The sequence below is a fragment of the Micromonospora sp. NPDC049139 genome, from assembly GCF_055586845.1.
Map to the genome: position 1 here is coordinate 68472 of NZ_JBVJHK010000001.1, position 21514 is coordinate 89985.

Below are 21514 nucleotides of genomic sequence, written 5' to 3' on the forward strand. Positions count from 1 at the left end.
ACCCCCTCGCGCCCGCCCCGGGCGCGTCGTCGCGACCGCCCCGGGGGCCGGCTACGCGGCGAAGTAGCGCAGCCACACGTAACCCCAGGCGATCACCGTGGTCAGCACCGTGGTGACGATGCCGTACCGGGTGAACTGCCAGAAGCTGATCGGCTCGCCGGCGCGGGCCGCGATGCCCAGCACGACGATGTTGGCGCTGGCCGCCACGGCCGTGCCGTTGCCGCCCAGGTCGGCGCCGAGGGCGAAGGACCACCACAGCGCCTCGCCGGTGACGGGATCCGGGGCGCCGGCGACGAGGTTCTCCACGATCGGCGCCATGGTCGCCGTGTAGGGGATGTTGTCGAAGAACGCGCCGAGCACCGCCGAGCCGAAGATCAGGCCGGTGGCCGCCGTGAGGTAGTTGGCGCCGACGGCGTCGCTGGCCCATTCCCCGATCAGCCCGATCGCCCCGGTCTCGGTGAGGCCGGCGACCATCACGAACAGCCCGGTGAAGAAGACCAGCGTCGGCCACTCGACCTCGGCGAGGTAGGCCGACGTGTCCGCCCGGGTCACCAGGACCATCAGCCCGGCGCCGAGCAGCGCGACGACGGCCACGTCGACGTGGATCACCGTGTGCAGCATGAACCCGGCCATCACCAGGCCGAGCACGACCAGGCAGCGGACCAGCATCCTCGGGTCGGTGATGGCGGCGCGGGCGTCCATGTCACGTACGGCCTCGAACCGTTCGGGGTGGTGCACGAACGAGCGGCGGAACATGACCCGCGCCAGCACCAGGAACGCGAGGAACATCAGCAGCGTGACCGGCGCCATGTGCACCAGGAAGTCGTTGAAGCTCAGCCCGGCCCGGCTACCGATGATGATGTTGGGCGGGTCGCCGATCAGGGTCGCGGCGCCGGCGATGTTGGAGGCGAGCACCTCGGCGATCAGGTACGGCGCGGCGGGGACGCCCAGCCGGCGGCACACCGAGATGGTGATCGGGGCGACCAGCATGACGGTGGTGACGTTGTCCAGGAACGGCGACAGGGCGGCGGTGATCGCCATGAGCAGCACCATCAGCCGGTACGGGCGCCCCCGCGAGCGCTGTGCCGCCCAGATCGCCAGGAACTCGAACACCCCGGTCTGTTTGATCACCCCGACGATGATCATCATGCCGAGGAGCAGGAAGATGACGTCCCAGTCGATGCCGGCGTGCTGCTCGTAGAACACGTGCGACCCGGGCACGAGCCCGAGCAGGGCCATCAGGCCGGCGGCGCCCAGCACCACCGCGACCCGGTTGATCTTCTCTGTGGCGATGAACACGAACGCGACCACGAAGATGGCGGTCGCGGCCAGGGCGGGCCAGACGCTCACGGGCGCCCGCCCGGCGGGCCGTTCTCCGTGCTGGTGGGCCGGTGCCCACAGGCGAGGATCGCGGCTTCCGGTGGCACGGGTGCTGACAGCACCAGGTGACGGTTCACGGGGTCCTCCCAGGAGGGGTTCGGCGCAACGGGGCAGCGCACCGGCAGGCGGTGCGTCCGGGTGCGCAGGAGTGGGGCCCGGGCGTCCGGGCCTGTCTTCATGGTCATTCGCCCGGTGCGGGCCGACATCGGGGCTGACACCCATTTGCCGCCGTCGCCCCGCCGGCGGCCCCGCCCGGCGCACGTCGCGGCAGGTCGCGGCGGCTAAATGGGTGCGGGCACGCATTTACACCACGCGCGCCGCCGGGCAGGCTGGATCATGAAGAGGGGGACCGCTGCGGAGCGTGACCGCCCGCCGGCCTGCGGACAATTTGCCGATGTCGGCGCGGGCCGGCGGGGCACCAGGGCCGGGGAGGGGAGGCGTCGTCGTGTCGCTGTTCTGGCGGATCTTCCTGCTCAACGCGGCGGTGCTCGTGACCGCCACGTTGCTGCTGCTCGGCCCGGTCACGGTCTCCACCCCGGTGCTGCTCACCGAGGCCGTCGTCCTGGCCGTGGGCCTCGCCGCGATGCTGGTCGCCAACGCCGCGCTGCTGCGGGTCGGCCTGGCGCCGCTGCGCCGCCTGACCCGGGCCATGACCACCATCGACCTGCTCCAGCCCGAGCCGCGCCCGGTCCCGGCCGGGCAGGCCGGCATCGCGGAGCTGATCCGCGCCTTCAACGCCATGATCGACCGTCTGGAGGCGGAACGGGCGACCAGCGCGGCCGCCGCCCTGTCCGCCCAGGAGGCCGAGCGCCGCCGTATCGCCCAGGAGCTGCACGACGAGGTCGGCCAGACGCTGACCGCGGTCCTGCTCGAACTGAAACAGGTCGCCCGCCACGCGCCCGACCCGGTTCGCGCGCAGCTCGCCCAGGTGCAGGAGACCACCCGCGACAGCCTCGACGAGATCCGCCGCATCGCCCGCCGGCTACGCCCCGGGGTGCTGGAGGAACTCGGCCTGATCAGCGCCCTGAAGGCGCTCGTGACGGAGGTCACCGGGCACACCGAGCTGGCCGTGCGCCTGCACCTCGGCGCGGACCTGCCGGCCCTCGACGGCGAGGCCGAACTGGTGATCTACCGGGTCGCCCAGGAGTCCCTCACCAACACCGTCCGGCACGCCAGGGCCACCACCGTCGAGGTGTCCCTGGCCGCTCAGCCGGGCCAGGTGCAGCTGCGTATCCGCGACGACGGCCGGGGCATCGGCGACGCGGCCGAGGGCGCCGGCATCCGCGGTATGCGCGAGCGGGCCCTGCTCATCGGCGCCCCGCTCGCCGTGACCCCCGGCCCGGCCGGCGGCACCGAGGTGCGGCTGCGGGTGCCGCTGACCGACCGGGACGGCCGGCCGTGACGACCCGCATCCTGCTCGCCGACGACCACGCCCTGGTGCGCCGCGGGGTCCGGCTCATCCTCGACAGCGAACCGGACCTGACGGTCGTGGCCGAGGCCGGCGACGGCGCGGAGGCCGTCGCCCTGGCCCAGGCCGAGCGCCCCGACCTGGCCATCCTCGACATCGCCATGCCCCGGATGACCGGCCTGCAGGCGGCCCGGGAGCTGTCCCGGCAGCAGCCGGACCTGCGCATCCTCATCCTGACCATGTACGACAACGAGCAGTACTTCTTCGAGGCCCTCAAGGTCGGCGCCAACGGCTACGTGCTCAAGTCCGTCGCCGACCGTGACCTGGTGGAGGCCTGCCGCGCCGCCGTACGCGACGAGCCGTTCCTCTATCCCGGCGCGATCAACGCCCTCATCCGCACCTATCTGGAACGCACCGCCCGGGGCGAGAGCCTGCCGGCGCGGGCCATCACCGAACGGGAGGAGGAGATCCTCAAGCTCGTCGCCGAGGGCCACTCGTCGAAGGAGATCGCCCGCCTGCTGTTCATCAGCGTCAAGACCGTCGAACGGCACCGGGCCAACCTGCTGCAGAAGCTCGGCCTCCGGGACCGGCTCGAGTTGACCCGCTACGCCATCCGGGCTGGCCTCATCGAGCCGTGAGGCGGCCCGGCGGAGCGGGCCCTTCCGGGTGGGCGCGTCGGCGGGCACGCGCCGACGGTGGGCGCGTCGGCGGGCTCGCGGGGCACGCGCCGACGGAGGGACGACGGGGCGCCCGTCCGGGCCGGGCCGGCTTTTCCTGCGGGCGGCCCCACCGGTTCTCTACGGTCGACGGGTGGGCGCTGAGCAGCCGTGGAGCCGGCCGGCCCGGCGGCGCCGCCCGATGCGCACCGGGCTGGTGTTCGCGGGCGTCGCCGTGCTGCTGTGCTGCGTCGGGGTGGCCGGGCTGGGCGCCTGGAACGTGCAGGTGGTCACGCAGGCCAGTGGTCCGGTGCGGGAGACCGCCGACGGGTTCCTGCGCTCCGTCGCCGCGGGCGACACCGACGGCGCGTACGACCGGCTCTGCGCCGACGCGCGCTCCCGGTGGAGCCCGATCGGGTTCACCAGTTGGCTGCGCACGCCGCCGGTGGTCAGCGGCTACGAGATCCTCGACGTGTCGGTGGCGACGCGCGGCGGCCGCCCGCAGGGCACGGTGACGGTGCGGCTGACCCGCGACAGCGGGCTGACCGAGGAGCGGAAGCTGTCGGTGGTGCGGGAGGGCGGCGACTGGCGGGTGTGCGGCGACCCGTACTGACGGGTCAGCGGCGCGGGCCGAGTTCGCCGGCCCGGTAGTGCCGCCGGCACAGCACCTGGTAGCGCACCTCGGCGCTGTCCACCGTGTCGCCGATGACGACCTGTTCGCCCTCGCGGACGACCCGCCCGCCGACCACCCGGGCGTTGAGCAGCCCTTCCCGGCCGCACCAGCAGAGCACCTCGACCTGGATGCGGGCCACCTCGTCGGCGAGTTCGAACAGCCGTTGCGCGGCCGGGAACAGGCAGGATCGGAAGTCGGTGGCCAGCCCGAACGCGTACACGTCGACGTCGTAGCTGTCGACCAGCTCGGCCATCTGCTCGATGTGCTCCAGGTTGTAGAAGGAGGCCTCGTCGCAGATGAGGTAGTCGACGCGGACCCCCTCGGCCCACGTGTCGCGCACCAGCGTGCGCAGGTCGAGGCCGTCGGTGACCTCGACGGCCTCGTGGGCCAGCCCGATGCGGGTGGTGACCTGCGGGCCCAACGAGCGGTCGATGCGGGTGGTGACCAGGCCACGGCGGCCCTGCCGGGCGTGGTTGTGGTTCATCTGCAACGCCATCGTGGACTTGCCGCAGTCCATCGGCCCCCAGAAGAACTTCAACGCCGCGGCGTGCAGCGGACGCCCGTCCACGCCCCGCGCCGCGGCGCACCCGGCGGGGGAGTCGTCGGGGCCCAGCGGCGGGCGCGCCAGACAGGTCGGGGCGGCGGCGTGGTCGGTCACGGTCGGGCAGCCTAGCTGATCGACGTCCCCCGATCAGGTTGGTGCGGTCCGCGCTGCCTCACAGCACCCGGGGCGGGGTGTTGCCGGCGGCGACGATCGCGCGGCGGATCGGCACGGCCAGCAGCAGCAGGAACCCGACGACGAAGAAGATGAGCAGGGAGACCAGGCCCACCCGGTACGAGGACGTCAGCTGGAACACCAGGCCGAAGGCCAGCGGGCCGAGCCAACTCGTGCCCTTGTCGCTGATCTCGTAGAAGCCGTAGTACTCGCCCTCCTTGCCGGCGGGGATGAGCTGGCTGAACAGCGACCGGCTCAGCGCCTGGCTGCCGCCGAGCACCAGGCCGATGGCCGCGCCGAGAACCATGAACGGCAGCGGCGCCTCGGCGGGCAGCCGGAACGCGCCGAGGATCACCCCGGTCCACAGCACCAGGCTGATCAGGACGGTCTTCCAGGCGCCGATGCGCGTGGCGAGCGCGCCGAGCAGCAGCGCGCCGCCGAAGGCGAGGAACTGCACCAGCAGGATGGTCACGATCAGGGTGCTCTGGCCGAGCTTCAGCTCCTCGGTGCCGTACTGGCTGGCCAGGGCGATGACGGTCTGGATGCCGTCGTTGTAGATCAGGAACGCGAGCAGGAAGAACAGCGTCAGCGGGTACGCCTTGATCTCCCGCAGGGTGCGGCCGAGCTGCCGGAACCCGTCGGTGACCGGGTTGCCGCCGGCCAGCGCGGCGGCGGTGGGGTGTTCGCGCAGCCAGCGCAGCGGAACCAGGGTGAACGCCGCCCACCACAGCCCGGCGGACACGATCGACCAGCGGGCCAGGTCGAGGGTGCGCTGGTGGTTGCCCTCCTCGCCGAGCATGCTGACCGCGACCAGGTTGAGTGCCAGCAGCAGGCCGCCGCCGAGGTAGCCGAGGGCCCAGCCGCGGCTGGAGATGCCGTCACGGTCGTCGGGGCCGCCGAGCTGCGGCAGGAACGAGTTGTAGACCACGACGCCGGCGCCGAAGGCGATGTTGGCGACGAGGAACAGCAGCCCGCCGAGCAGGTACCGGTCGCCGGTGACGAAGAGCATGCCGACGGTGGCGCCGGCGCCGGTGAAGGCCGCCGCGGCGAGCAACCGCTTCTTGTGCGCCGACCGGTCGGCGACCGCCCCGATGACGGGCAGCACGAACACGGTGAGGAACACCGACAACGACACCAGGTACGGGAAGTACGAGCCGGCGGCGACCTTGATGCCCAGCGGGTACACGTACCCGGTGCAGGTGTCGGCGCCGAGTTCGCAGCCGGCGGCCAGTTCGGTGACGGTGGTCAGGAACGGGCCGAGGAACACGGTGATCACCGTGGTGGAGAAGGCGGACATCGCCCAGTCGTAGAAGTACCAGCCGGTGCGTTCGCGGCGGGTGCTCGCCGGGGCGGGGGTGTCGCCGACCGTGGGGGTGGCGGTCTCGGCCATCGGGGGTCCTTCGGCGCTCAGGCGGCCCAGTGGCCGCGGCTGCGGTAGACGTCGCGCAGCACGCCGACGTGATCGGTCATGATGCCATCCACACCAAGATCAAGTAACTCGTGCATCTCGGCAGGTTCGTCGATCGTCCAAACGTGCACCTGCAGGCCGAGTCGGTGGGCGTAGCGCAGGAACCGGCGGTCCACCACACGCACCCGCCCGTAGCGCACCGGCACCTGGGCGGCGACGACCGACGGGGGCAGCCGCAGCGCCCGGCCGGTCAGCGAGGCCATCCGCAGCCGGGCCACCCCGCGCATGCCGAGGCTGGTGGCGATCCGGCCCCCGGTGCTGGCGCGCAGCCGGGCCAGCCGGGCGTCGCTGAACGAGGCGAGCAGCACCCGGTCGCCGGCGTTGGCGCGCGCGACCGTGGCCACGGTCGGGTCGACGCCGCCGTCGGCCTTGACGTCGATGTTGAACCGGACCCCGGGCCAGGCGTCGAGGACCTCGTCGAGGCGGGGCACCACGGCGGCACCGCCGACGCGTACCGAGGCCAGGTCCGCCCAGCGCAGGTCGGCGATGCGCCCCGGCTCGCCGGTGACCCGCGTCAGGGTGGCGTCGTGGAAGACCACCGCCACGCCGTCGGCGGTGCCGTGCACGTCGGTCTCCACGTACCGGTAGCCGAGCCCGATCGCGCGGGCGAACGCCGCGGCGGTGTTCTCGTCGCCCTCGGCGGCGCCGCCGCGGTGGGCGAAGGCCAGCGGCGCGGGGGCGTCGAGGTAGGGGTGACGGGTCAGCACGCGACGCAGTATGCCGGTCTCCGGTTGCCGCGCGGCGACCAGCCCGTGACCGTTGATCGCCGGTGCGGACCGCTTTCCGGGGCGGCCGCCGCGCAAGCCCACGGGCGTGCGCCGAACCCACGGTCGCGCCGGTCGTTCGCTCACAGGCTGTCACGCCGCATGGATTACTCAGCGTGCGGGGGCGTCAGGTCCGGGCGGGTGCCGGTTCTACCCCTTTGCTCTGCAGCCCTATGCGCACCACCCCGTTGGCCTGCGGGTTCTCCCCGGGGCTTGGCGCTGGCCGCTGTCCACGGGTCTCACTCTCGGTGGCCGGTGCGTCGATGGGTGCAGAGCAAAGGGGCCGACAGGGGTCCTCCAGCGGGAGTGACCGCCTGTGCGCTGAGTGACGATTCGGGTGGCAGGACAGGTTCGCACGACAAGGCGGCCGCCGCGTGGGGTGGCGGGCGGCGCGCGCTCCGGGCGCGCTCCGGCTGCGGCCGGGACGAGACTCGGGTTCAGGACGTCGGGACTCGGGTTCAGGACGTCGGGCGGCGGCGGTGCGAGCGGCTGGTGTCGGCGGGGCGGCCGGGGTCGACGTGGCGGGGCCGGTCGGGCTCGTCGGGCCGCAGTGGGACGAGGCCGTCGGTGATGGCGTCGATGATCCGGTCGGTGGCGTGCCGGGCCGCGCCGGGCGTGACGGGCGTGACGTCGCCCAGGTTGACCGGGTCACCGAAGTGCACCCGGACCACGGGGCGCCGCCACATCGCGCGGGCGACGCCGCGCAGCAGACCCTTCGGGGCGCGGTAGGGCACCACCTCGTGCGACCCCCACTGGGCGACCGGGATCACCGGCGCGGCGCAGGCCAGGGCGAGGCGGGCCGTGCCGGTCTTGCCGCGTTCGGGCCACATGCCGGGGTCCAGGCCGATGCGGCCCTCGGGGTAGACCAGGATCACCGAGCCGCCGGCGACGGCCGCGGCGGCGTCGTCGAGGGCCCGGTGTACGGCGCTGGTGCCCCGGTCGACGCGGATGTGCCCGGCGCGGCGCATCGCGGTGCCGATGACGGGGGTGCGGAACAGCCCGCCGGTGGCCATGATCCGGGGGGCGACGCCCCGGGCCCGGCAGGCGGCGGCGAGAACGACCGGGTCGAACGGGCTGATGTGGTTGGCGGCCAGGATCAGCGGGCCCCGGCGCAGCGTCTCGGGTATGTCCCCGCTGACCTCGAGGCGGGCCACGAGCGCGACGACGGCGCGGGCGAGCAGTTGCGCGGCGCGCCAGATCAGCGGGGGCTGCCACGTCGGGTGGGCGGTGTCCATCAGCCGGCAATGGTCGCACGCGCGGGCCGGGTGGTGGGGGCGGGGGAGTCGGTTCGGCCCCGACGGCGCGGCGACCGTCGGGGCCGTTCGGCAGAGGTGATCAGGGTCATTGGTCCCGGGTCGGTTAGGGACCCCCGCCCCTGCCCATTCGTCTACGACGAGAAGTAGTATTTACTACGTCTCGTAGTATGCACAGCTGGGGGTTTCTGGTGGACGCGTTGGACGTCGCCCGCTGGCAGTTCGGTGTCACCACCGTCTACCACTTTCTCTTCGTACCGCTGACCATCGGCCTGTCCGTGCTGGTGGCGATCCTGCAGACGATGTGGCACCGCACCGGCGACGAGAAGTACCTGAAGCTCACCAAGTTCTACGGCAAGCTCTTCCTGATCAACTTCGCCATGGGCGTGGTCACCGGCATCGTGCAGGAGTTCCAGTTCGGCATGAACTGGAGCGACTACTCCCGCTTCGTCGGCGACATCTTCGGCGCGCCGCTCGCCATCGAGGCGCTGGTCGCGTTCTTCCTGGAGTCGACCTTCATCGGCCTGTGGATCTTCGGCTGGGACCGGCTGCCCAAGCGGCTGCACCTGGCCGCCATCTGGGCCGCCGCGATCGGCAGCAACCTCAGCGCGTACTTCATCCTCGCGGCGAACTCGTTCATGCAGAACCCGGTCGGCTACCGGATCAACCCCGACACCGGCCGCGCCGAACTGACCGACTTCATGGCGGTGCTGACCAACAAGGTCGCCCTGGTCACCTTCCCGCACACCATCGCCGGCGCGTTCCTGGTCGCCGGCTCACTGCTGGTCGCGGTCGCGCTGTGGCACCTGATCCGCAACCGCGACTCGGCCGACACCCCGGCCTACCGGTTCGCCGCCAAGTTCGGCTCCTGGGTCACCCTGGTCGCCACCGCCGGCGTGATCATCACCGGCGACATCCAGGGCAAGATCATGACCGAGGTGCAGCCGATGAAGATGGCCGCCGCCGAAGGGCTCTACACCACCGAGTCGCCCGCCTCGTTCTCCGTGCTCACCGTCGGCAGCCTCGACGGCAGCCGCGAGCTGTTCGCCCTCAAGATCCCGTACCTGCTGTCGTTCCTCGGCACCGGCGACCCCAACGGCACCGTCCAGGGCATCAACGACCTGCAGGCCCAGTACGCCACCCAGTACGGCGCCGGCAACTACGCCCCGATCATCCCGGTCACCTACTGGAGCTTCCGCTTCATGATCGCCTTCGGGTTGGCCGCCGCCGCCATCGCGCTGCTGGTGCTCTGGAGCCAGCGCAAGGGCCGCACCCCGACCAGCAAGTGGCTGCTGCGCGCCGGCCTGGCCATGCCGCTGCTGCCCCTCGCGGCGAACTCCTTCGGCTGGATCTTCACCGAGATGGGCCGCCAGCCGTGGATCGTGTTCGGCGAGATGCTCACCCGCGACGGCGTGTCCCGCAGCGTGTCGATGACCGAGGTGCTCACCTCGTTCACCGCCTTCACCCTGATCTACGCCACCCTCGCCGTAATCGAGGTCAAGCTGCTGCTGCGCTACGCCAGGGCCGGCGTGCCCGACCTCACCCCGGATCCCCAGATCGACGACAGCCACGACGACGCCGAGCGCCCGCTCGCCTTCGCCTACTGATCACCGGAGCCCACCGTGGAACTCACCACCATCTGGTTTCTGCTCGTCGCGGTCCTGTTCACCGGGTACTTCATCCTGGAGGGCTTCGACTTCGGCGTCGGCATGCTGCTGCCCGTGCTCGGCCGCAACGACCGGGAACGCCGCGTCCTGATCAACACCATCGGCCCGGTCTGGGACGGCAACGAGGTGTGGCTGATCACCGCTGGCGGCGCGATGTTCGCCGCCTTCCCCGAGTGGTACGCCACCCTGTTCTCCGGCTTCTACCTGCCGCTGCTGCTGATCCTGCTGGCCCTGATCGCCCGCGGCGTCGCCTTCGAGTACCGCCACAAGCGCTCCGAGGCGTCCTGGAAGCGGCGCTGGGACACGGCGATCTTCGTCGGCTCGCTCGTGCCGGCGGTGCTGTGGGGCGTGGCGTTCGCCAACATCCTGCGCGGCGTGCCGCTGGACGCCGACCACGAGTACGTCGGCGGCCTGCTCGACCTGCTCAACCCGTACGCCCTGCTCGGCGGCGTGACCACCGCGGCGCTGTTCCTCACCCACGGCGCGGTGTTCCTCGCGCTGAAGACCGTGGGCGACATCCGCGAGCGTGCCGGCGCGCTCGCGGTGCGCCTGGGCGTGGCCACCGCCGTGCTCGCCGTGGCGTTCCTGGCCTGGACGCTGACCATCCGCTCCAGCACGGCCGCCGTCGTGTTCGCCGTCGGCGCGGCGCTGGCCCTGCTCGGCGGTCTCGCCGCCGCCCGGGCACGCCGGGAGGGCTGGGCGTTCACCGGCACCGCCGTGGCGATCGGCCTGGCCGTGGCGACGCTGTTCGCGGCGCTGTTCCCGAACGTGCTGCCGTCCACCCTGGACGCGGCGGGGACGCTGACCGCCACCAACGCCGCCTCCACCCCCTACACCCTGAAGATCATGACCTGGGTGGCGGTGGTGTTCACCCCGATCGTGCTGGCCTACCAGGGCTGGACGTACTGGGTGTTCCGCAAGCGCATCGGAGTGGCCCACATCCCGCAGCACTGACCCGGCCCGGGACTAGGGTGAGGCGATGACCGGCGACGCGTGGACCAACCTGTTCGGCAGCGCGACGCCGGTCGTCGCCGCCCCGCTCGCCGGGGGCGCCACCACCTGCGCCCTGGTCCGCGCCGTCGCCGCGGCCGGCGGCTTCGCCTTCCTCGCCGCCGGCTACAAGACCCCCGAGGCGGTCGCCGCCGAGCTGGCCGAGCTGCGCGCCACCGGGACGCCACACGGGGTGAACCTGTTCGTGCCCGGTGCCCGCGACATCGACGAGACCACCTTCCGCCGGTACGCCCACCAGATCGCCGCCGAGGGCGCACCGTACGGGCTCGACCTGGCCGGCGCGCCGCTGGTGCACGACGACGACCACTGGCCGGACAAGATCGACCTGCTGCTGGCTGCCCCGGTGCCGGTGGTCAGCTTCACCTTCGGTCTGCCCGACCCGGCGGCGGTGACCGCGCTGCGCCGCGCCGGCACCCGGGTGCTGGTCACGGTGACCTCGGTGGACGAGGCGCTCGCCGCACGCGAGCTGGGCGTCGACGGCCTGGTGGCCCAGGGCACCGAGGCCGGCGGGCACAGCGGCACCCACACCCCGCACCGGCCGGCCCCGCCGACCTCGACCCGCCCCCTGGTCCACGACGTGCTCCGGGCCACCGGGCTGCCGGTGGTGGCCGCCGGCGGCGTCGCCGGCCCCGACGACGTCCGTGACCTGGTCGCCGCCGGTGCCACCGCGGTGGCCGTCGGAACGTTGCTGCTACGCACCGACGAGAGCGGGGCCAGCCGCACCCATCGCGACGCCCTGGCCGACCCGGCCCGCACCGGCACCGTGCTCACCCGCGCCTTCACCGGCCGGCCGGCGCGCGGGCTGCGCAACGCCTTCATCGACCGGTACGAGCCCGTCGCGCCGCTCGGCTATCCGGAGCTGCACCACCTGACCCGGGGCATGCGCGCGGCGGCGGCCGCGGCCGGGCACGCGGACCGGGTGCACCTGTGGGCCGGCACCGGCTACCGGCACGCCACCACCGGCCCCGCCGCCGCCGTGGTCGAGCGGCTGACCGCGACGCTCTGACCGGGCGCCGGCCGGGCCGACGGCGCCACCGCCACCCGCCCCGCCGGCGCCCGCCGCTCAGTGGGCCTCGCGCAACTCCGCCAGCCGCGCCTCGATCTCGGCCAGCTCCGCGCGCAGCTTCTCCGCCTGCTGCTCCGCCTCGGCACGCTCCGCCGCCATGATCTGCTCCACCGCCTCGTGGACCCCCGGCACGTCGACCAGCGCCACCATCCGCAGCGCCTCCGCCGGCTTGACCACGTACGGCTTCGCCAGGGACTTGCTGCCCTGCTGCGCCGCGACCGTCCACTCGCCGTCGGCGTACGCCAGCGTGACCGTCAGCCCCGTTGGGCCCTTCGGCTTCGCCGCCTTCACCGGCCGCCGCGCCGGCTTCGCCTCCGCCGTCTCCACCTTCGGCTCCTCCCGCTGCTCCCGCGGCGCCGGCACCGGCGCCCGGTCCAACACGAACTCCGGCTCCGCCGGCACCGGCACCGGCGCCGGCTCGGGCTCCGGCTGCGGCTCCGCCACCTTGCGGCCCACGCCCCGCGGCGCCACCGCCACGTCGGCGGGGGAGAAGGGCAACTCGTCGCGACCGAACCGGACCACCACGAACTCGTCGGACGCCGCCGGGTCGGTCAGCTCCACCACCTGCCCCACCTGCCCGGCGATCTGGCCCGCCGACGCGGTGAACACCACCTTCGGTTTCCGCCCCGCCGCCAACGCCTCCCGGATGGTGCGCACGTCCTCGTCGGACAACCCCTGGCCAGCGCCACCCATCAGCAACCTCTTCCCTCGTACACCTGTTCAGACGCCTGCCTTGATACCAGCCGGCCCCGACACGCGCGAGATCAACCCCCCAGCGCCCGCAGCGCCGCGTCGGCGTGCGCGTTCATGTTCAGCTCACTGTGGACCACCCCGATCACCCGCCGGTCCGTGCCGATCACGAACGTCATCCGCCGCGTGCCCAACGCGCCCAGCGGCAGCCGCCGCCGCACCCCGAACCGGTCCGCCACCACACCGTCCGGGTCGGACAGCAGCGGATAGTCGAACCCGTGCAACCGGGAGAACTCCGCCTGCCTCGCCACCGGGTCCCGGCTGATGCCCACCCGCTGCGCGCCCACGGCCGCGAACTCCGCCGCCAGGTCCCGGAAGTGGCAGCTCTCCGCCGTGCACCCGCGGGTCAGCGCCGCCGGGTAGAAGAACAGCACCACCGGGCCGGCGGCCAGGAACTCCGACAGCCGCCGTGGCGTACCCGTCTCGTCGGGCAGCGTGAAGTCCTCCACCACGTCCCCGACACCCACACCCGCCACCGCACACCTCCACCGTCGTCACCAGGGTCGCGCCGAGCGTATGCGGCGACCGGGCCGCCCACCCCCACACCCGCCGCCACCGACCGCCCGTGTGACCTTCCCCTCCCGCAGCAGGCGCGCCGGTCGCGGTAACGTCGGCCCAGCAGCCACGGCAGGGGAGAGGCGCATTGAATCCCGTCACCGTCATCACCGGCGGCAGCCGCGGCATCGGCGCGGCCACCGCCCGCCGCCTCGCCCACGCCGGCCACCACGTCGTGTTCGGCTACCGCCGTGACCGCGACGCCGCCGACAAGGTGCTCGCCGACCTCCACGCCACCGGCGTACGCGGCCTCGCCGTGCCCGCCGACACCCGCGACCCCGAGCGGGTCGCCGCCCTGTTCGACGCCGCCGCCGACCTCGGCCCGATCACCGGCCTGGTCAACAACGCCGGCGTCACCAGCCCCATCGGCGCCTTCGTCGACCTCGACCCGGCCGACCTGCGCCACGTCGTCGACGTCAACCTCGTCGGCTACGTCCTGTGCGCCCAGCAGGCCGCCCGCCGGATGGGTCGCGGCGCCGCCATCGTCAACGTCTCCTCCGCCGCGGCCACCCTCGGCAGCCCCGGCGAGTACGTCCACTACGCCGCCGTCAAGGCCGCCACGGACACCCTCACCACCGGCCTCGCCAAGGAACTCGCCCCCCGCGGCATCCGCGTCAACGCCGTCGCCCCCGGCATCATCCGCACCGACATCCACGCCCTGTCCGGCCGACCCGACCGACCCGACACCGCCGCCGACCGCATCCCCCTCGGCCGCCCCGGCGAACCCGACGAGGTCGCCGCCGCCATCGCCTGGCTCCTCGGCCCCGACGCCACCTACACCACCGGCACCGTCCTACGCGTCGCCGGTGGCCTGTAGCCGTCGCATGCTGCGCCTGCGCACCACCCTCGTCCTCGCCCGCCGTCCCCGGCTCGTCGACGCGGGCTCGTGAGCAAAGGCGTCCGCGCAGGGGCGCGGCCACCCGATCGGTAGGAAAGTTTCACCGATTGCCCCGGCCGATACAGATCATTTACGATCGACGCCCATCACTCGACCGGGTGCCCGGACACCACGGGCCCGAACAGGGAGACCCGATGAGCGACGACCTGGGAACACGCCGCCTGCTCGACACGCCCGCCCGGCGCCGCACCCTCCTCACCGCACTGGGCACCGGCGTCGGCATCGGCGTCGTCGGTATGCCGAGCCCCGCCATGGCGGCCGTCGCCGGCTGGAGCAACCCCACCCTCGGCACCCTGACCTCCGGCTACAAGACCCCCAGCCGCCCCACCCACACCGGCTGGGACGTCGCCAACAACCAGGGCACCCCCGTCTACGCCACCGCCGACGGCACGGTCCGCGACATCAAAACCAACTCGTACCCGGGCGACACCACCAGCGGGCCCCTGCCCGGACGCACCGGCAACAGCGTCCACCTCAACCACGCCGACAGCTACTTCTCCTACTACGGCCACCTCCACCGCGTCCTGGTCGACGTCGGCCAGCGGGTCAGCTGCGGACAACTGATCGGCCTCATGGGCAACACCGGCAACTCCAGCGGCCCGCACCTGCACTTCGAGATCCACCGCCCCCGACTGACCTCCACCGACCCCCGCATCTTCCTCGCCAACCGCGGCATCACCCTCGGCGCGACGGCCCCCGTCGGCAGCACCGGCTACCCGAGCGTCAGCCAGGGCGCCTCCGGATGGGTGCCCCGCACCATCCAGTACCTCCTGCGGGCCCGCGGCATCACCGTCGTCGTCGACGGCGTCTTCGGACCGGCCTGCACCTCCGCCGTCAGGTCGTTCCAGACCAGCCGCGGCCTCTACGCCGACGGCCTCGTCGGCCCGATCACCTGGACCGCCCTCATCCTGCCCCTACGGGAAAGCAACTCCGGCGACCTCGTACGCGGCCTCCAGACCGCCCTCAACGCCCGCGGCGCCAACCTCCTCGTCGACGGCTCCTTCGGCTCGGTCACCGCCAACGCCGTACGCGGCTTCCAGAGCCGCAACGGCCTCGTCGCCGACGGCCTCGTCGGCCCCGTCACATGGAGCGTGCTCATCTGACCCCGGACACCGCCACGAGTGCGCCCTCTGGCCGCGCCCGGGCTGACACGACGTCCTCTTGAGACGACACTGCCCGGCCGGAGAGATCACCGGCCGGGCAGCATCCTGGCTCTGGTCAGTTGCCGGTAGACGCGCCCTTCAGGCCCTGCAGCATCTCGGCGAAGTCGGCGGTCTCCGCCGCAGGCGGCGTCTCGACGTTCGCCGCCTTGCCGTAGTCGGTGTAGTCGACCGTCATGTCGCCCATCTTGCCCATGTCCAGGCTCGCCCGGCGCGGCCGGTACTGCTCGTCGACCCAGAGGTCGATCGTGAGCTCCTTGACGCCCTGCTTGGCGTACTGCTGCTCGACGCCCGACCGCAGCTCGGCGTCGAGCTGCCCCAGGTAGGTCGCCACCGGAGCAGTGACGGTGTAGTGGACCGTGCGCGCCCCGTTCACCGTCTCCTCGCCGACGACCGTGACACCCTCGGTGGCGAGCAGCGTCTTGACCTGCTTGGTCGGGTCGATGTCCTCGAACTGCTTGGTGAAGTCCATCCCCGCCTGCTCGCCGGCCGCGGCCAGGTCCAGCTTCATCCAGCGCTTCCCGCCGATGCTCGCGCGGTCCTTCGCCGGGATCTCGACGTAGACCACGCTGCCGATCATCCGGACGACCGTCGGGCTGCCGTCCGGGCCCGCCGTCGTCATCTCGGCCTTGACCGGGTCTCCCAGATCGACCACGCCCTGCACCGAGATCTTCTCGCCGCCCGCCGTGCCCTGCATCGTCACCGTCACCGACTCGCTCTTGTCGGTGGCGTCGATCGTCTTCTGCAACGAACCCTTGAGATCACTGGCGAGCAGCTCCAGCACGCTGGGCTGCGCCGGCGCGTCCGAGCCGGGCTTCGAGCCGCAGGCAGTCACCGCGAGTGCCGTGAGCGCGGAGACCGCCAGAACAGTGGTCTTCTTCCAAAGTGACACGTGACAGCTTCTTTCCCCCGAAGGACTCTGGAGATCTCCCCAGACAGAGCGACGACACGCTATCCCAAGCGGTCAACATCGAGGCGCATCCCCGCCGGATCTTTGGTGGAAACCGACACGGCGGCAGGGGAGCGGCGGCCACAATCGGCACATACCGCCCACCCGTGGCGTCGGCCGTCGCCCCCGGGCGCGCCCGGGGGCGACAACCCGGCACCGACCGCGCCGACCCAACGGACCTGGTGTCGACCGCGACGTACGATCCGCATGTGACCAGCAGACCGGACCTGGAGCAGCGCCTGCGCGACCTCACGCGGCTGCGCCGCGTCCGCGACCGGATCGACCGGGAGTACGCGCAGCCGCTGGACGTCGAGGCGCTCGCCCGCGGCGTCAACATGTCGGCCGGACACCTCAGCCGCCAGTTCCGCGCCGCGTACGGCGAGTCGCCGTACGCCTATCTGATGACGCGGCGCATCGAGCGCGCGATGGCGCTGCTGCGTCGTGGCGACCTCAGCGTCACCGAGGTCTGCTTCGCGGTCGGCTGCTCCTCACTGGGCACCTTCAGCACCCGCTTCACCGAGTTGGTCGGCGTGCCGCCCAGCACCTATCGCGCCCGGACAGCACCCGCGAGCGCGGAGATGCCGCCGTGCATCGCGAAACAGGTGACCAGACCGATCAGGAATCGAGAAGCCCCCCGCCCCGAGCCGCAACTAGCGTGACTGCCATGAACATCACCATTCACTCGAGCTTCCTCCCGCACACCGACCCGGACGCCTCCCTGGCCTTCTACCGCGACACCCTCGGCTTCGAGGTCCGCAACGACGTCGGCCACGGAGGGATGCGCTGGATCACGGTCGGCCCCGCCGACCAGCCCGACACGTCCATCGTCCTGCACCCGCCGACCGCCAGCCCCGGCATCACCGACGACGAGCGCCGCACCATCCTCGAACTGATGGCCAAGGGCAGCTACTTCGGCGTCAACCTGGCCACCCCCGACCTCGACGACACCTTCGCGAAGCTGGAAGGCAGCGGCGCCGAGGTGGTCCAGGAGCCGACCGAGCAGCCGTACGGCGTCCGCGACTGCGCGTTCCGCGACCCCGCCGGCAACATGATCCGCATCCAGGAGCTGCGCTGAGCCGCCCGGCGATCGCAGCCACGCCCCAGACAGACGGCACCGTGAACGAGCCCACGCACGACGCCGGTGGGCCACCCCCCGCGACATCCCCATGATCGAGGGGAAGACCGAGGTTCTCGAGATCGACGCGCTGCCGCAGAAACGGGATGACTTCGTCGCGCGCACCGGCTTCGACCCGCGCGCGCCGGCCACGCCGTACCGCTGGTTCCGCATCTCCCCGCGCCGCACCCAGACCTGCCGCGAGGTGAACGAGATGCCCGACCGCGAGCTGATGCGCGACAGCCACTGGTTGGTCTGACGCCCGGCCGGGCGGTCGGAGGCTGCACGGGCCGAAGCGGCGTGGATATCTTGGTTCGTACGCCGAACGCGACTCCGGCCGGCGTCAGCCGGACGATCAGGCAGACAACGGAACGTTGCCGCGACCGCGCCGACCAAGGAGAACCAGACACACTGCGCGAAGCGCGTCAGATCGAGCCAGGCGACGCCGACGCAGACCGCGAAGGCGGCCCGCCCAACAGATGGAGACACGATGAGCATGGCCCCGAGGACGGACCCGCAGTCGCCCGCGCCGCACGTTGCCGACAACCACGACCTGATCCGTGTGCACGGCGCGCGCGTGAACAACCTCAAGGACGTCACCGTCGAGATCCCGAAGCGCCGGCTCACGGTCTTCACCGGCGTCTCCGGCTCGGGCAAGAGCTCCCTGGTCTTCGACACGATCGCCGCGGAATCGCAGCGGATGATCAACGAGACCTACAGCGCCTTCGTGCAGGGCTTCATGCCGACACTCGCACGGCCAGAGGTCGACCGGCTGGAGGGGCTGACGACCGCGATCATCGTCGACCAGGAACGGATGGGGTCCAACCCGCGCTCCACCGTCGGCACCGCCACCGACGCGAACGCGATGCTGCGCATCCTGTTCAGTCGGCTCGCGCAGCCCCACATCGGCCCGCCCAACGCGTACTCCTTCAACGTCCCCTCGGTGAAGGCCAGCGGCGCGATCACCGTCGAGCGTGGCGCCGGCAAGACGAAGACCGAGAAGGCGACCTTCACCCGTCTCGGCGGCATGTGCCCGCGCTGCGAGGGCATGGGCTCGGTCAACGACATCGACGTGACCCAGCTGTACGACGACAGCAAGTCCCTCAACGAGGGCGCTATCACCGTTCCCGGCTACAGCATGGACGGCTGGTACGGCCGCATCTTCCGCGACGGCGGCATGTTCGACCCCGAAAAGCCGATCCGCAAGTACACGAAGAAGGAGCTGGACGACCTTCTCCACAAGGAACCCACCAAGATCAAGGTCGACGGGATCAACCTGACGTACCTGGGGCTGATCCCGCAGGTCCAGAAGTCCTACCTGTCCAAGGACGTCGACTCACTGCAGCCGCACGTCCGCGCCTTCGTGGAGCGGGCGGTAACGTTCACGACCTGCCCCGAATGCGACGGCACCCGGCTCAGCAAGGAGGCCCAGTCGTCGAAGATCAAGGGGAAGAACATCGCCGACCTCTGCGCGATGCAGATCAGCGACCTGGCCGAATGGATCCGGGACCTCGACGAGCCGTCGGTCGCCCCACTGCTCACCGGGCTGCAACACCTCCTCGACTCGTTCACGGAGATCGGGTTGGGCTATCTCTCGCTCGACCGGCCGGCCGGCACCCTGTCCGGGGGAGAGGCCCAACGCACCAAGATGATCCGCCACCTCGGCTCGTCGCTCACCGACGTCACCTACGTCTTCGACGAGCCCACCATCGGCCTGCACCCCCACGACATCCAGCGGATGAACGAGCTGCTGCTGCAGCTACGCAACAAGGGCAACACCGTGCTGGTCGTGGAGCACAAGCCGGAAGTGATCGCGATCGCCGACCACGTCGTGGACCTGGGCCCGCGGGCTGGCACCGAGGGCGGCGAGGTGGTGTTCGAGGGCACCGTCGACGGGCTGCGGGCCAGCGACACGCTCACCGGGCGGCACCTGGACGACCGGGCCACCCTCAAGAAGTCGGTGCGTTCGTCCTCCGGCGCCCTGGAGATCCGCGGCGCGTCGACGCACAACCTCCAGGACGTGGACGTCGACATCCCACTCGGGGTGCTCTGCGTGCTCACGGGCGTCGCCGGCTCCGGCAAGAGCTCACTGATCCATGGCTCGGTCGCCGGCCGCGACGGCGTGGTCGTCATCGACCAGGGCGCGATCCGCGGATCGCGACGGAGCAACCCGGCGACGTACACCGGCCTGCTCGACCCGATCCGCAAGGCGTTCGCGAAGGCCAACGGCGTGAAGCCGGCGCTGTTCAGCTCCAACTCCGAGGGCGCCTGCCCAGGCTGCAACGGCGCCGGCGTCATCTACACCGACCTGGGCGTCATGGCCACCGTCGAGTCCGTCTGCGAGGAGTGCGAGGGCAAGCGGTTCCAGGCGTCGGTGCTGGAGTACACGCTGGGCGGCCGGAACATCGCCGAGGTGCTCGCGATGTCGGTGACCGAGGCCGAGGAGTTCTTCTCCGACGGCGAGGCGCGCACGCCGGCCGCCCACAAGATCCTCGACCGGCTCGCGGACGTCGGGCTCGGCTACCTCAGCCTCGGCCAGCCGCTCACCACGCTGTCCGGCGGCGAGCGGCAGCGGCTCAAGCTCGCCACGCAGATGGCAGAGAAGGGAGACGTCTACGTCCTCGACGAGCCGACCACCGGTCTGCACCTCGCCGACGTCGAGCAACTGCTCGGCCTGCTGGACCGGCTCGTCGACGCCGGCAAGTCGGTCATCGTCATCGAACACCACCAGGCGGTCATGGCACACGCCGACTGGATCATCGACCTGGGTCCCGGCGCCGGCCACGACGGTGGCCGGATCGTCTTCGAGGGCACACCCGCCGACCTCGTCGCCGCCCGCGCCACGCTCACCGGCGAGCACCTGGCGGCCTACGTCGGCAGCTGACCGAGACCCTCCGAACGCGGCGGTACGAGCGCGATGTGCGCGGACAGCGCGCGGAGGAAGTCGGGCGCGTCGAAGATCTCGCCGGCGGAGGCGACGCCGCTCGTCCTCGTCCGACCGCCGAGAATGCGATGGACCGCTTCGACCGCCAGCGGCGCGCTGATGGCGTAGATGTCCCGGCCGCTGGCCACGACGCGTCGCTGCGTGTCGCCGGCGCGCACGACGACGTCGACGGTGAACGTCTGCGCGGACCGGCCGAACTCGTCGACCGCAGCCGGCGCGGGCGCGTCCGCAGCGGCAAGGTCCTCGGCTGCGTCGGCGGTCATGTACGTGCGCACCTCGGGGATGGACAGGTGGCTGGGGACCGTGACGACGTCAGCCATCGTGAACCCGCCGAGGACGGTCCGGCGGCCCATCGGAGCGGGAAAGTCCCATTCCACGGTCGGCAGGGCGCACTCGTCGACGTAATACTCCAGCTTGCCACCGGTGTAGCGGACACGTCGGCCATCGCGCCGCTCCCGGGAGACGGTGCCGGAGGCGAGGGTCCCGGCCGTGGGGTGCCAACTACTCAGTCCGTACGCGACGTGCGCCTCGTCGGCCGCCGTCCAATCGCCCATCGCCGCCGTGACCAGCAGATCGCCGAGTCCACCGAAGAAGGCCATCGCCGGGACCACCGCGACGCCCGCGCTCCGAGCGCGGTCCGTGAAGTGCGTGAACGTGTCGAGGTTGGCCTCGATCTCAGCCGCCACGTCCACGTACGGGACCCCGGTACGCAGGGCGGCCTCGATCACGGGAGCCGCGGTCGAGGCGAACGGGCCGGCACAGTTGACGACCGCGGCAGCGCCCTTCAACGCCTGGTCGAGCGAGACCGGATCATCGACCGACGCCACCCGGAATTCGAGCCCCGAATGCGACGCCGCCAACGCCTGAAGCCTACCCACGTCACGACCGACGAGCAGCGGAACGAACCCGCGATCGCGCAACTCCGTCACCACGAACCGCCCCGTGTGTCCGTACGCACCGAACACCGCCACCGTACGACCCGAACCCATCTGCAGTTCCTCCACGCTCCGCGAAAGATCGACTGAGAAGATCCTCTCGGCAGCGACCGGCCCCGAACCAGTGTCTGGAACGCCATGCCCCATA

The 21514-nt window shown here is 71.9% G+C and carries 21 protein-coding genes; 12 read left to right on the top strand and 9 right to left on the bottom strand.

What is annotated here, in order from left to right:
* Positions 1–51: 51 nt before the first annotated feature.
* A complete protein-coding gene (locus tag ACZ6Q9_RS00355; RefSeq protein WP_396827046.1) occupies positions 52–1350 on the bottom strand; it encodes an ArsB/NhaD family transporter in 1299 nt (432 codons plus the stop codon).
* A gap of 475 nt (positions 1351–1825) precedes the next feature.
* On the opposite strand from ACZ6Q9_RS00355, the gene ACZ6Q9_RS00360 reads away from it, so the two are divergent.
* The 3 genes from ACZ6Q9_RS00360 (at position 1826) to ACZ6Q9_RS00370 (ending at position 4057) form a co-directional block, all read left to right on the top strand.
* Positions 1826–2782, top strand: coding sequence for a sensor histidine kinase (locus tag ACZ6Q9_RS00360; protein WP_396827044.1), 957 nt, complete (start codon positions 1826–1828; stop codon positions 2780–2782).
* Positions 2779–3426: a response regulator transcription factor gene (locus ACZ6Q9_RS00365; protein WP_350705562.1), complete on the top strand. Its 648-nt coding sequence runs from the start codon at positions 2779–2781 to the stop codon at positions 3424–3426. Before ACZ6Q9_RS00360 ends, ACZ6Q9_RS00365 begins: the two co-directional genes overlap by 4 nt.
* A gap of 172 nt (positions 3427–3598) precedes the next feature.
* The gene (locus ACZ6Q9_RS00370) at positions 3599–4057 is read left to right on the top strand and encodes an Rv0361 family membrane protein (RefSeq protein ID WP_393261859.1); all 459 of its coding nucleotides are present in this window, start codon (positions 3599–3601) and stop codon (positions 4055–4057) included.
* Between the two features lie 4 nt (positions 4058–4061).
* Here the strand turns inward: ACZ6Q9_RS00370 and ACZ6Q9_RS00375 are convergent, their stop codons facing one another.
* The 4 genes from ACZ6Q9_RS00375 to ACZ6Q9_RS00390 form a co-directional block, all read right to left on the bottom strand.
* A complete protein-coding gene (locus tag ACZ6Q9_RS00375; protein ID WP_393450037.1) occupies positions 4062–4775 on the bottom strand; it encodes a thymidine kinase in 714 nt (237 codons plus the stop codon).
* Between the two features lie 58 nt (positions 4776–4833).
* Complete coding sequence (locus ACZ6Q9_RS00380) at positions 4834–6222, bottom strand: MFS transporter (RefSeq protein ID WP_393450040.1); 1389 nt, start codon at positions 6220–6222, stop codon at positions 4834–4836.
* Positions 6223–6239: 17 nt separating this feature from the next.
* Positions 6240–7007, bottom strand: coding sequence for a glycerophosphodiester phosphodiesterase (locus ACZ6Q9_RS00385; RefSeq protein WP_396827041.1), 768 nt, complete (start codon positions 7005–7007; stop codon positions 6240–6242).
* 515 nt (positions 7008–7522) lie between these two features.
* A complete protein-coding gene (locus tag ACZ6Q9_RS00390; protein ID WP_393450043.1) occupies positions 7523–8299 on the bottom strand; it encodes a lysophospholipid acyltransferase family protein in 777 nt (258 codons plus the stop codon).
* 209 nt (positions 8300–8508) lie between these two features.
* Here ACZ6Q9_RS00390 and ACZ6Q9_RS00395 point away from each other — a divergent pair, with 209 nt between their 5' ends.
* The 3 genes from ACZ6Q9_RS00395 to ACZ6Q9_RS00405 are packed head-to-tail and all read left to right on the top strand — an operon-like array spanning position 8509 to position 12001.
* Entirely contained in the window at positions 8509–9924 is a 1416-nt protein-coding gene (locus ACZ6Q9_RS00395; protein WP_396827135.1) for a cytochrome ubiquinol oxidase subunit I, read from the top strand.
* 15 nt (positions 9925–9939) lie between these two features.
* Positions 9940–10938: a cytochrome d ubiquinol oxidase subunit II gene (gene cydB, locus ACZ6Q9_RS00400; RefSeq protein ID WP_393261847.1), complete on the top strand. Its 999-nt coding sequence runs from the start codon at positions 9940–9942 to the stop codon at positions 10936–10938.
* A 25-nt stretch (positions 10939–10963) separates the two neighbouring features.
* Positions 10964–12001 carry an NAD(P)H-dependent flavin oxidoreductase gene (locus ACZ6Q9_RS00405; RefSeq protein WP_393450049.1) on the top strand — a complete coding sequence of 346 codons (1038 nt, stop codon included), beginning with the start codon at positions 10964–10966 and terminating at the stop codon, positions 11999–12001.
* Between the two features lie 57 nt (positions 12002–12058).
* Here the strand turns inward: ACZ6Q9_RS00405 and ACZ6Q9_RS00410 are convergent, their stop codons facing one another.
* Both ACZ6Q9_RS00410 and ACZ6Q9_RS00415 read right to left on the bottom strand, forming a co-directional pair.
* On the bottom strand, positions 12059–12754 hold the full coding sequence (locus ACZ6Q9_RS00410) for a hypothetical protein (RefSeq protein ID WP_396827038.1): 696 nt from the start codon (positions 12752–12754) through the stop codon (positions 12059–12061).
* 71 nt (positions 12755–12825) lie between these two features.
* Positions 12826–13287, bottom strand: coding sequence for a peroxiredoxin (locus ACZ6Q9_RS00415; protein ID WP_393261841.1), 462 nt, complete (start codon positions 13285–13287; stop codon positions 12826–12828).
* 167 nt (positions 13288–13454) lie between these two features.
* Between ACZ6Q9_RS00415 and ACZ6Q9_RS00420 the strand changes: the two genes are divergently transcribed.
* Together ACZ6Q9_RS00420 and ACZ6Q9_RS00425 are read left to right on the top strand one after the other, a co-directional pair.
* The gene (locus ACZ6Q9_RS00420) at positions 13455–14183 is read left to right on the top strand and encodes an SDR family NAD(P)-dependent oxidoreductase (RefSeq protein ID WP_393261839.1); all 729 of its coding nucleotides are present in this window, start codon (positions 13455–13457) and stop codon (positions 14181–14183) included.
* Between the two features lie 215 nt (positions 14184–14398).
* Entirely contained in the window at positions 14399–15367 is a 969-nt protein-coding gene (locus tag ACZ6Q9_RS00425) for a peptidoglycan DD-metalloendopeptidase family protein (protein WP_396827036.1), read from the top strand.
* A gap of 115 nt (positions 15368–15482) precedes the next feature.
* Here the strand turns inward: ACZ6Q9_RS00425 and ACZ6Q9_RS00430 are convergent, their stop codons facing one another.
* Entirely contained in the window at positions 15483–16316 is an 834-nt protein-coding gene (locus tag ACZ6Q9_RS00430; RefSeq protein ID WP_393261835.1) for an SCO4651 family lipoprotein, read from the bottom strand.
* Positions 16317–16582: 266 nt separating this feature from the next.
* On the opposite strand from ACZ6Q9_RS00430, the gene ACZ6Q9_RS00435 reads away from it, so the two are divergent.
* The 4 genes from ACZ6Q9_RS00435 (at position 16583) to ACZ6Q9_RS00450 (ending at position 20371) form a co-directional block, all read left to right on the top strand.
* The gene (locus tag ACZ6Q9_RS00435) at positions 16583–17032 is read left to right on the top strand and encodes a helix-turn-helix transcriptional regulator (RefSeq protein WP_396827034.1); all 450 of its coding nucleotides are present in this window, start codon (positions 16583–16585) and stop codon (positions 17030–17032) included.
* 5 nt (positions 17033–17037) lie between these two features.
* The gene (locus ACZ6Q9_RS00440) at positions 17038–17448 is read left to right on the top strand and encodes a VOC family protein (protein ID WP_393450059.1); all 411 of its coding nucleotides are present in this window, start codon (positions 17038–17040) and stop codon (positions 17446–17448) included.
* Positions 17449–17539: 91 nt separating this feature from the next.
* Positions 17540–17746: a hypothetical protein gene (locus tag ACZ6Q9_RS00445; protein WP_393450062.1), complete on the top strand. Its 207-nt coding sequence runs from the start codon at positions 17540–17542 to the stop codon at positions 17744–17746.
* Between the two features lie 237 nt (positions 17747–17983).
* A complete protein-coding gene (locus tag ACZ6Q9_RS00450) occupies positions 17984–20371 on the top strand; it encodes an ATP-binding cassette domain-containing protein (protein ID WP_393450264.1) in 2388 nt (795 codons plus the stop codon).
* On the opposite strand, the gene ACZ6Q9_RS00455 is transcribed toward ACZ6Q9_RS00450, so the two are convergent.
* Positions 20356–21513 (bottom strand): saccharopine dehydrogenase family protein, encoded by a 1158-nt coding sequence (locus ACZ6Q9_RS00455; protein WP_466021385.1) that lies wholly within the window; start codon positions 21511–21513, stop codon positions 20356–20358. The two genes, ACZ6Q9_RS00450 and ACZ6Q9_RS00455, sit on opposite strands and share 16 nt — an antisense overlap.
* Position 21514: the final 1 nt, after the last annotated feature.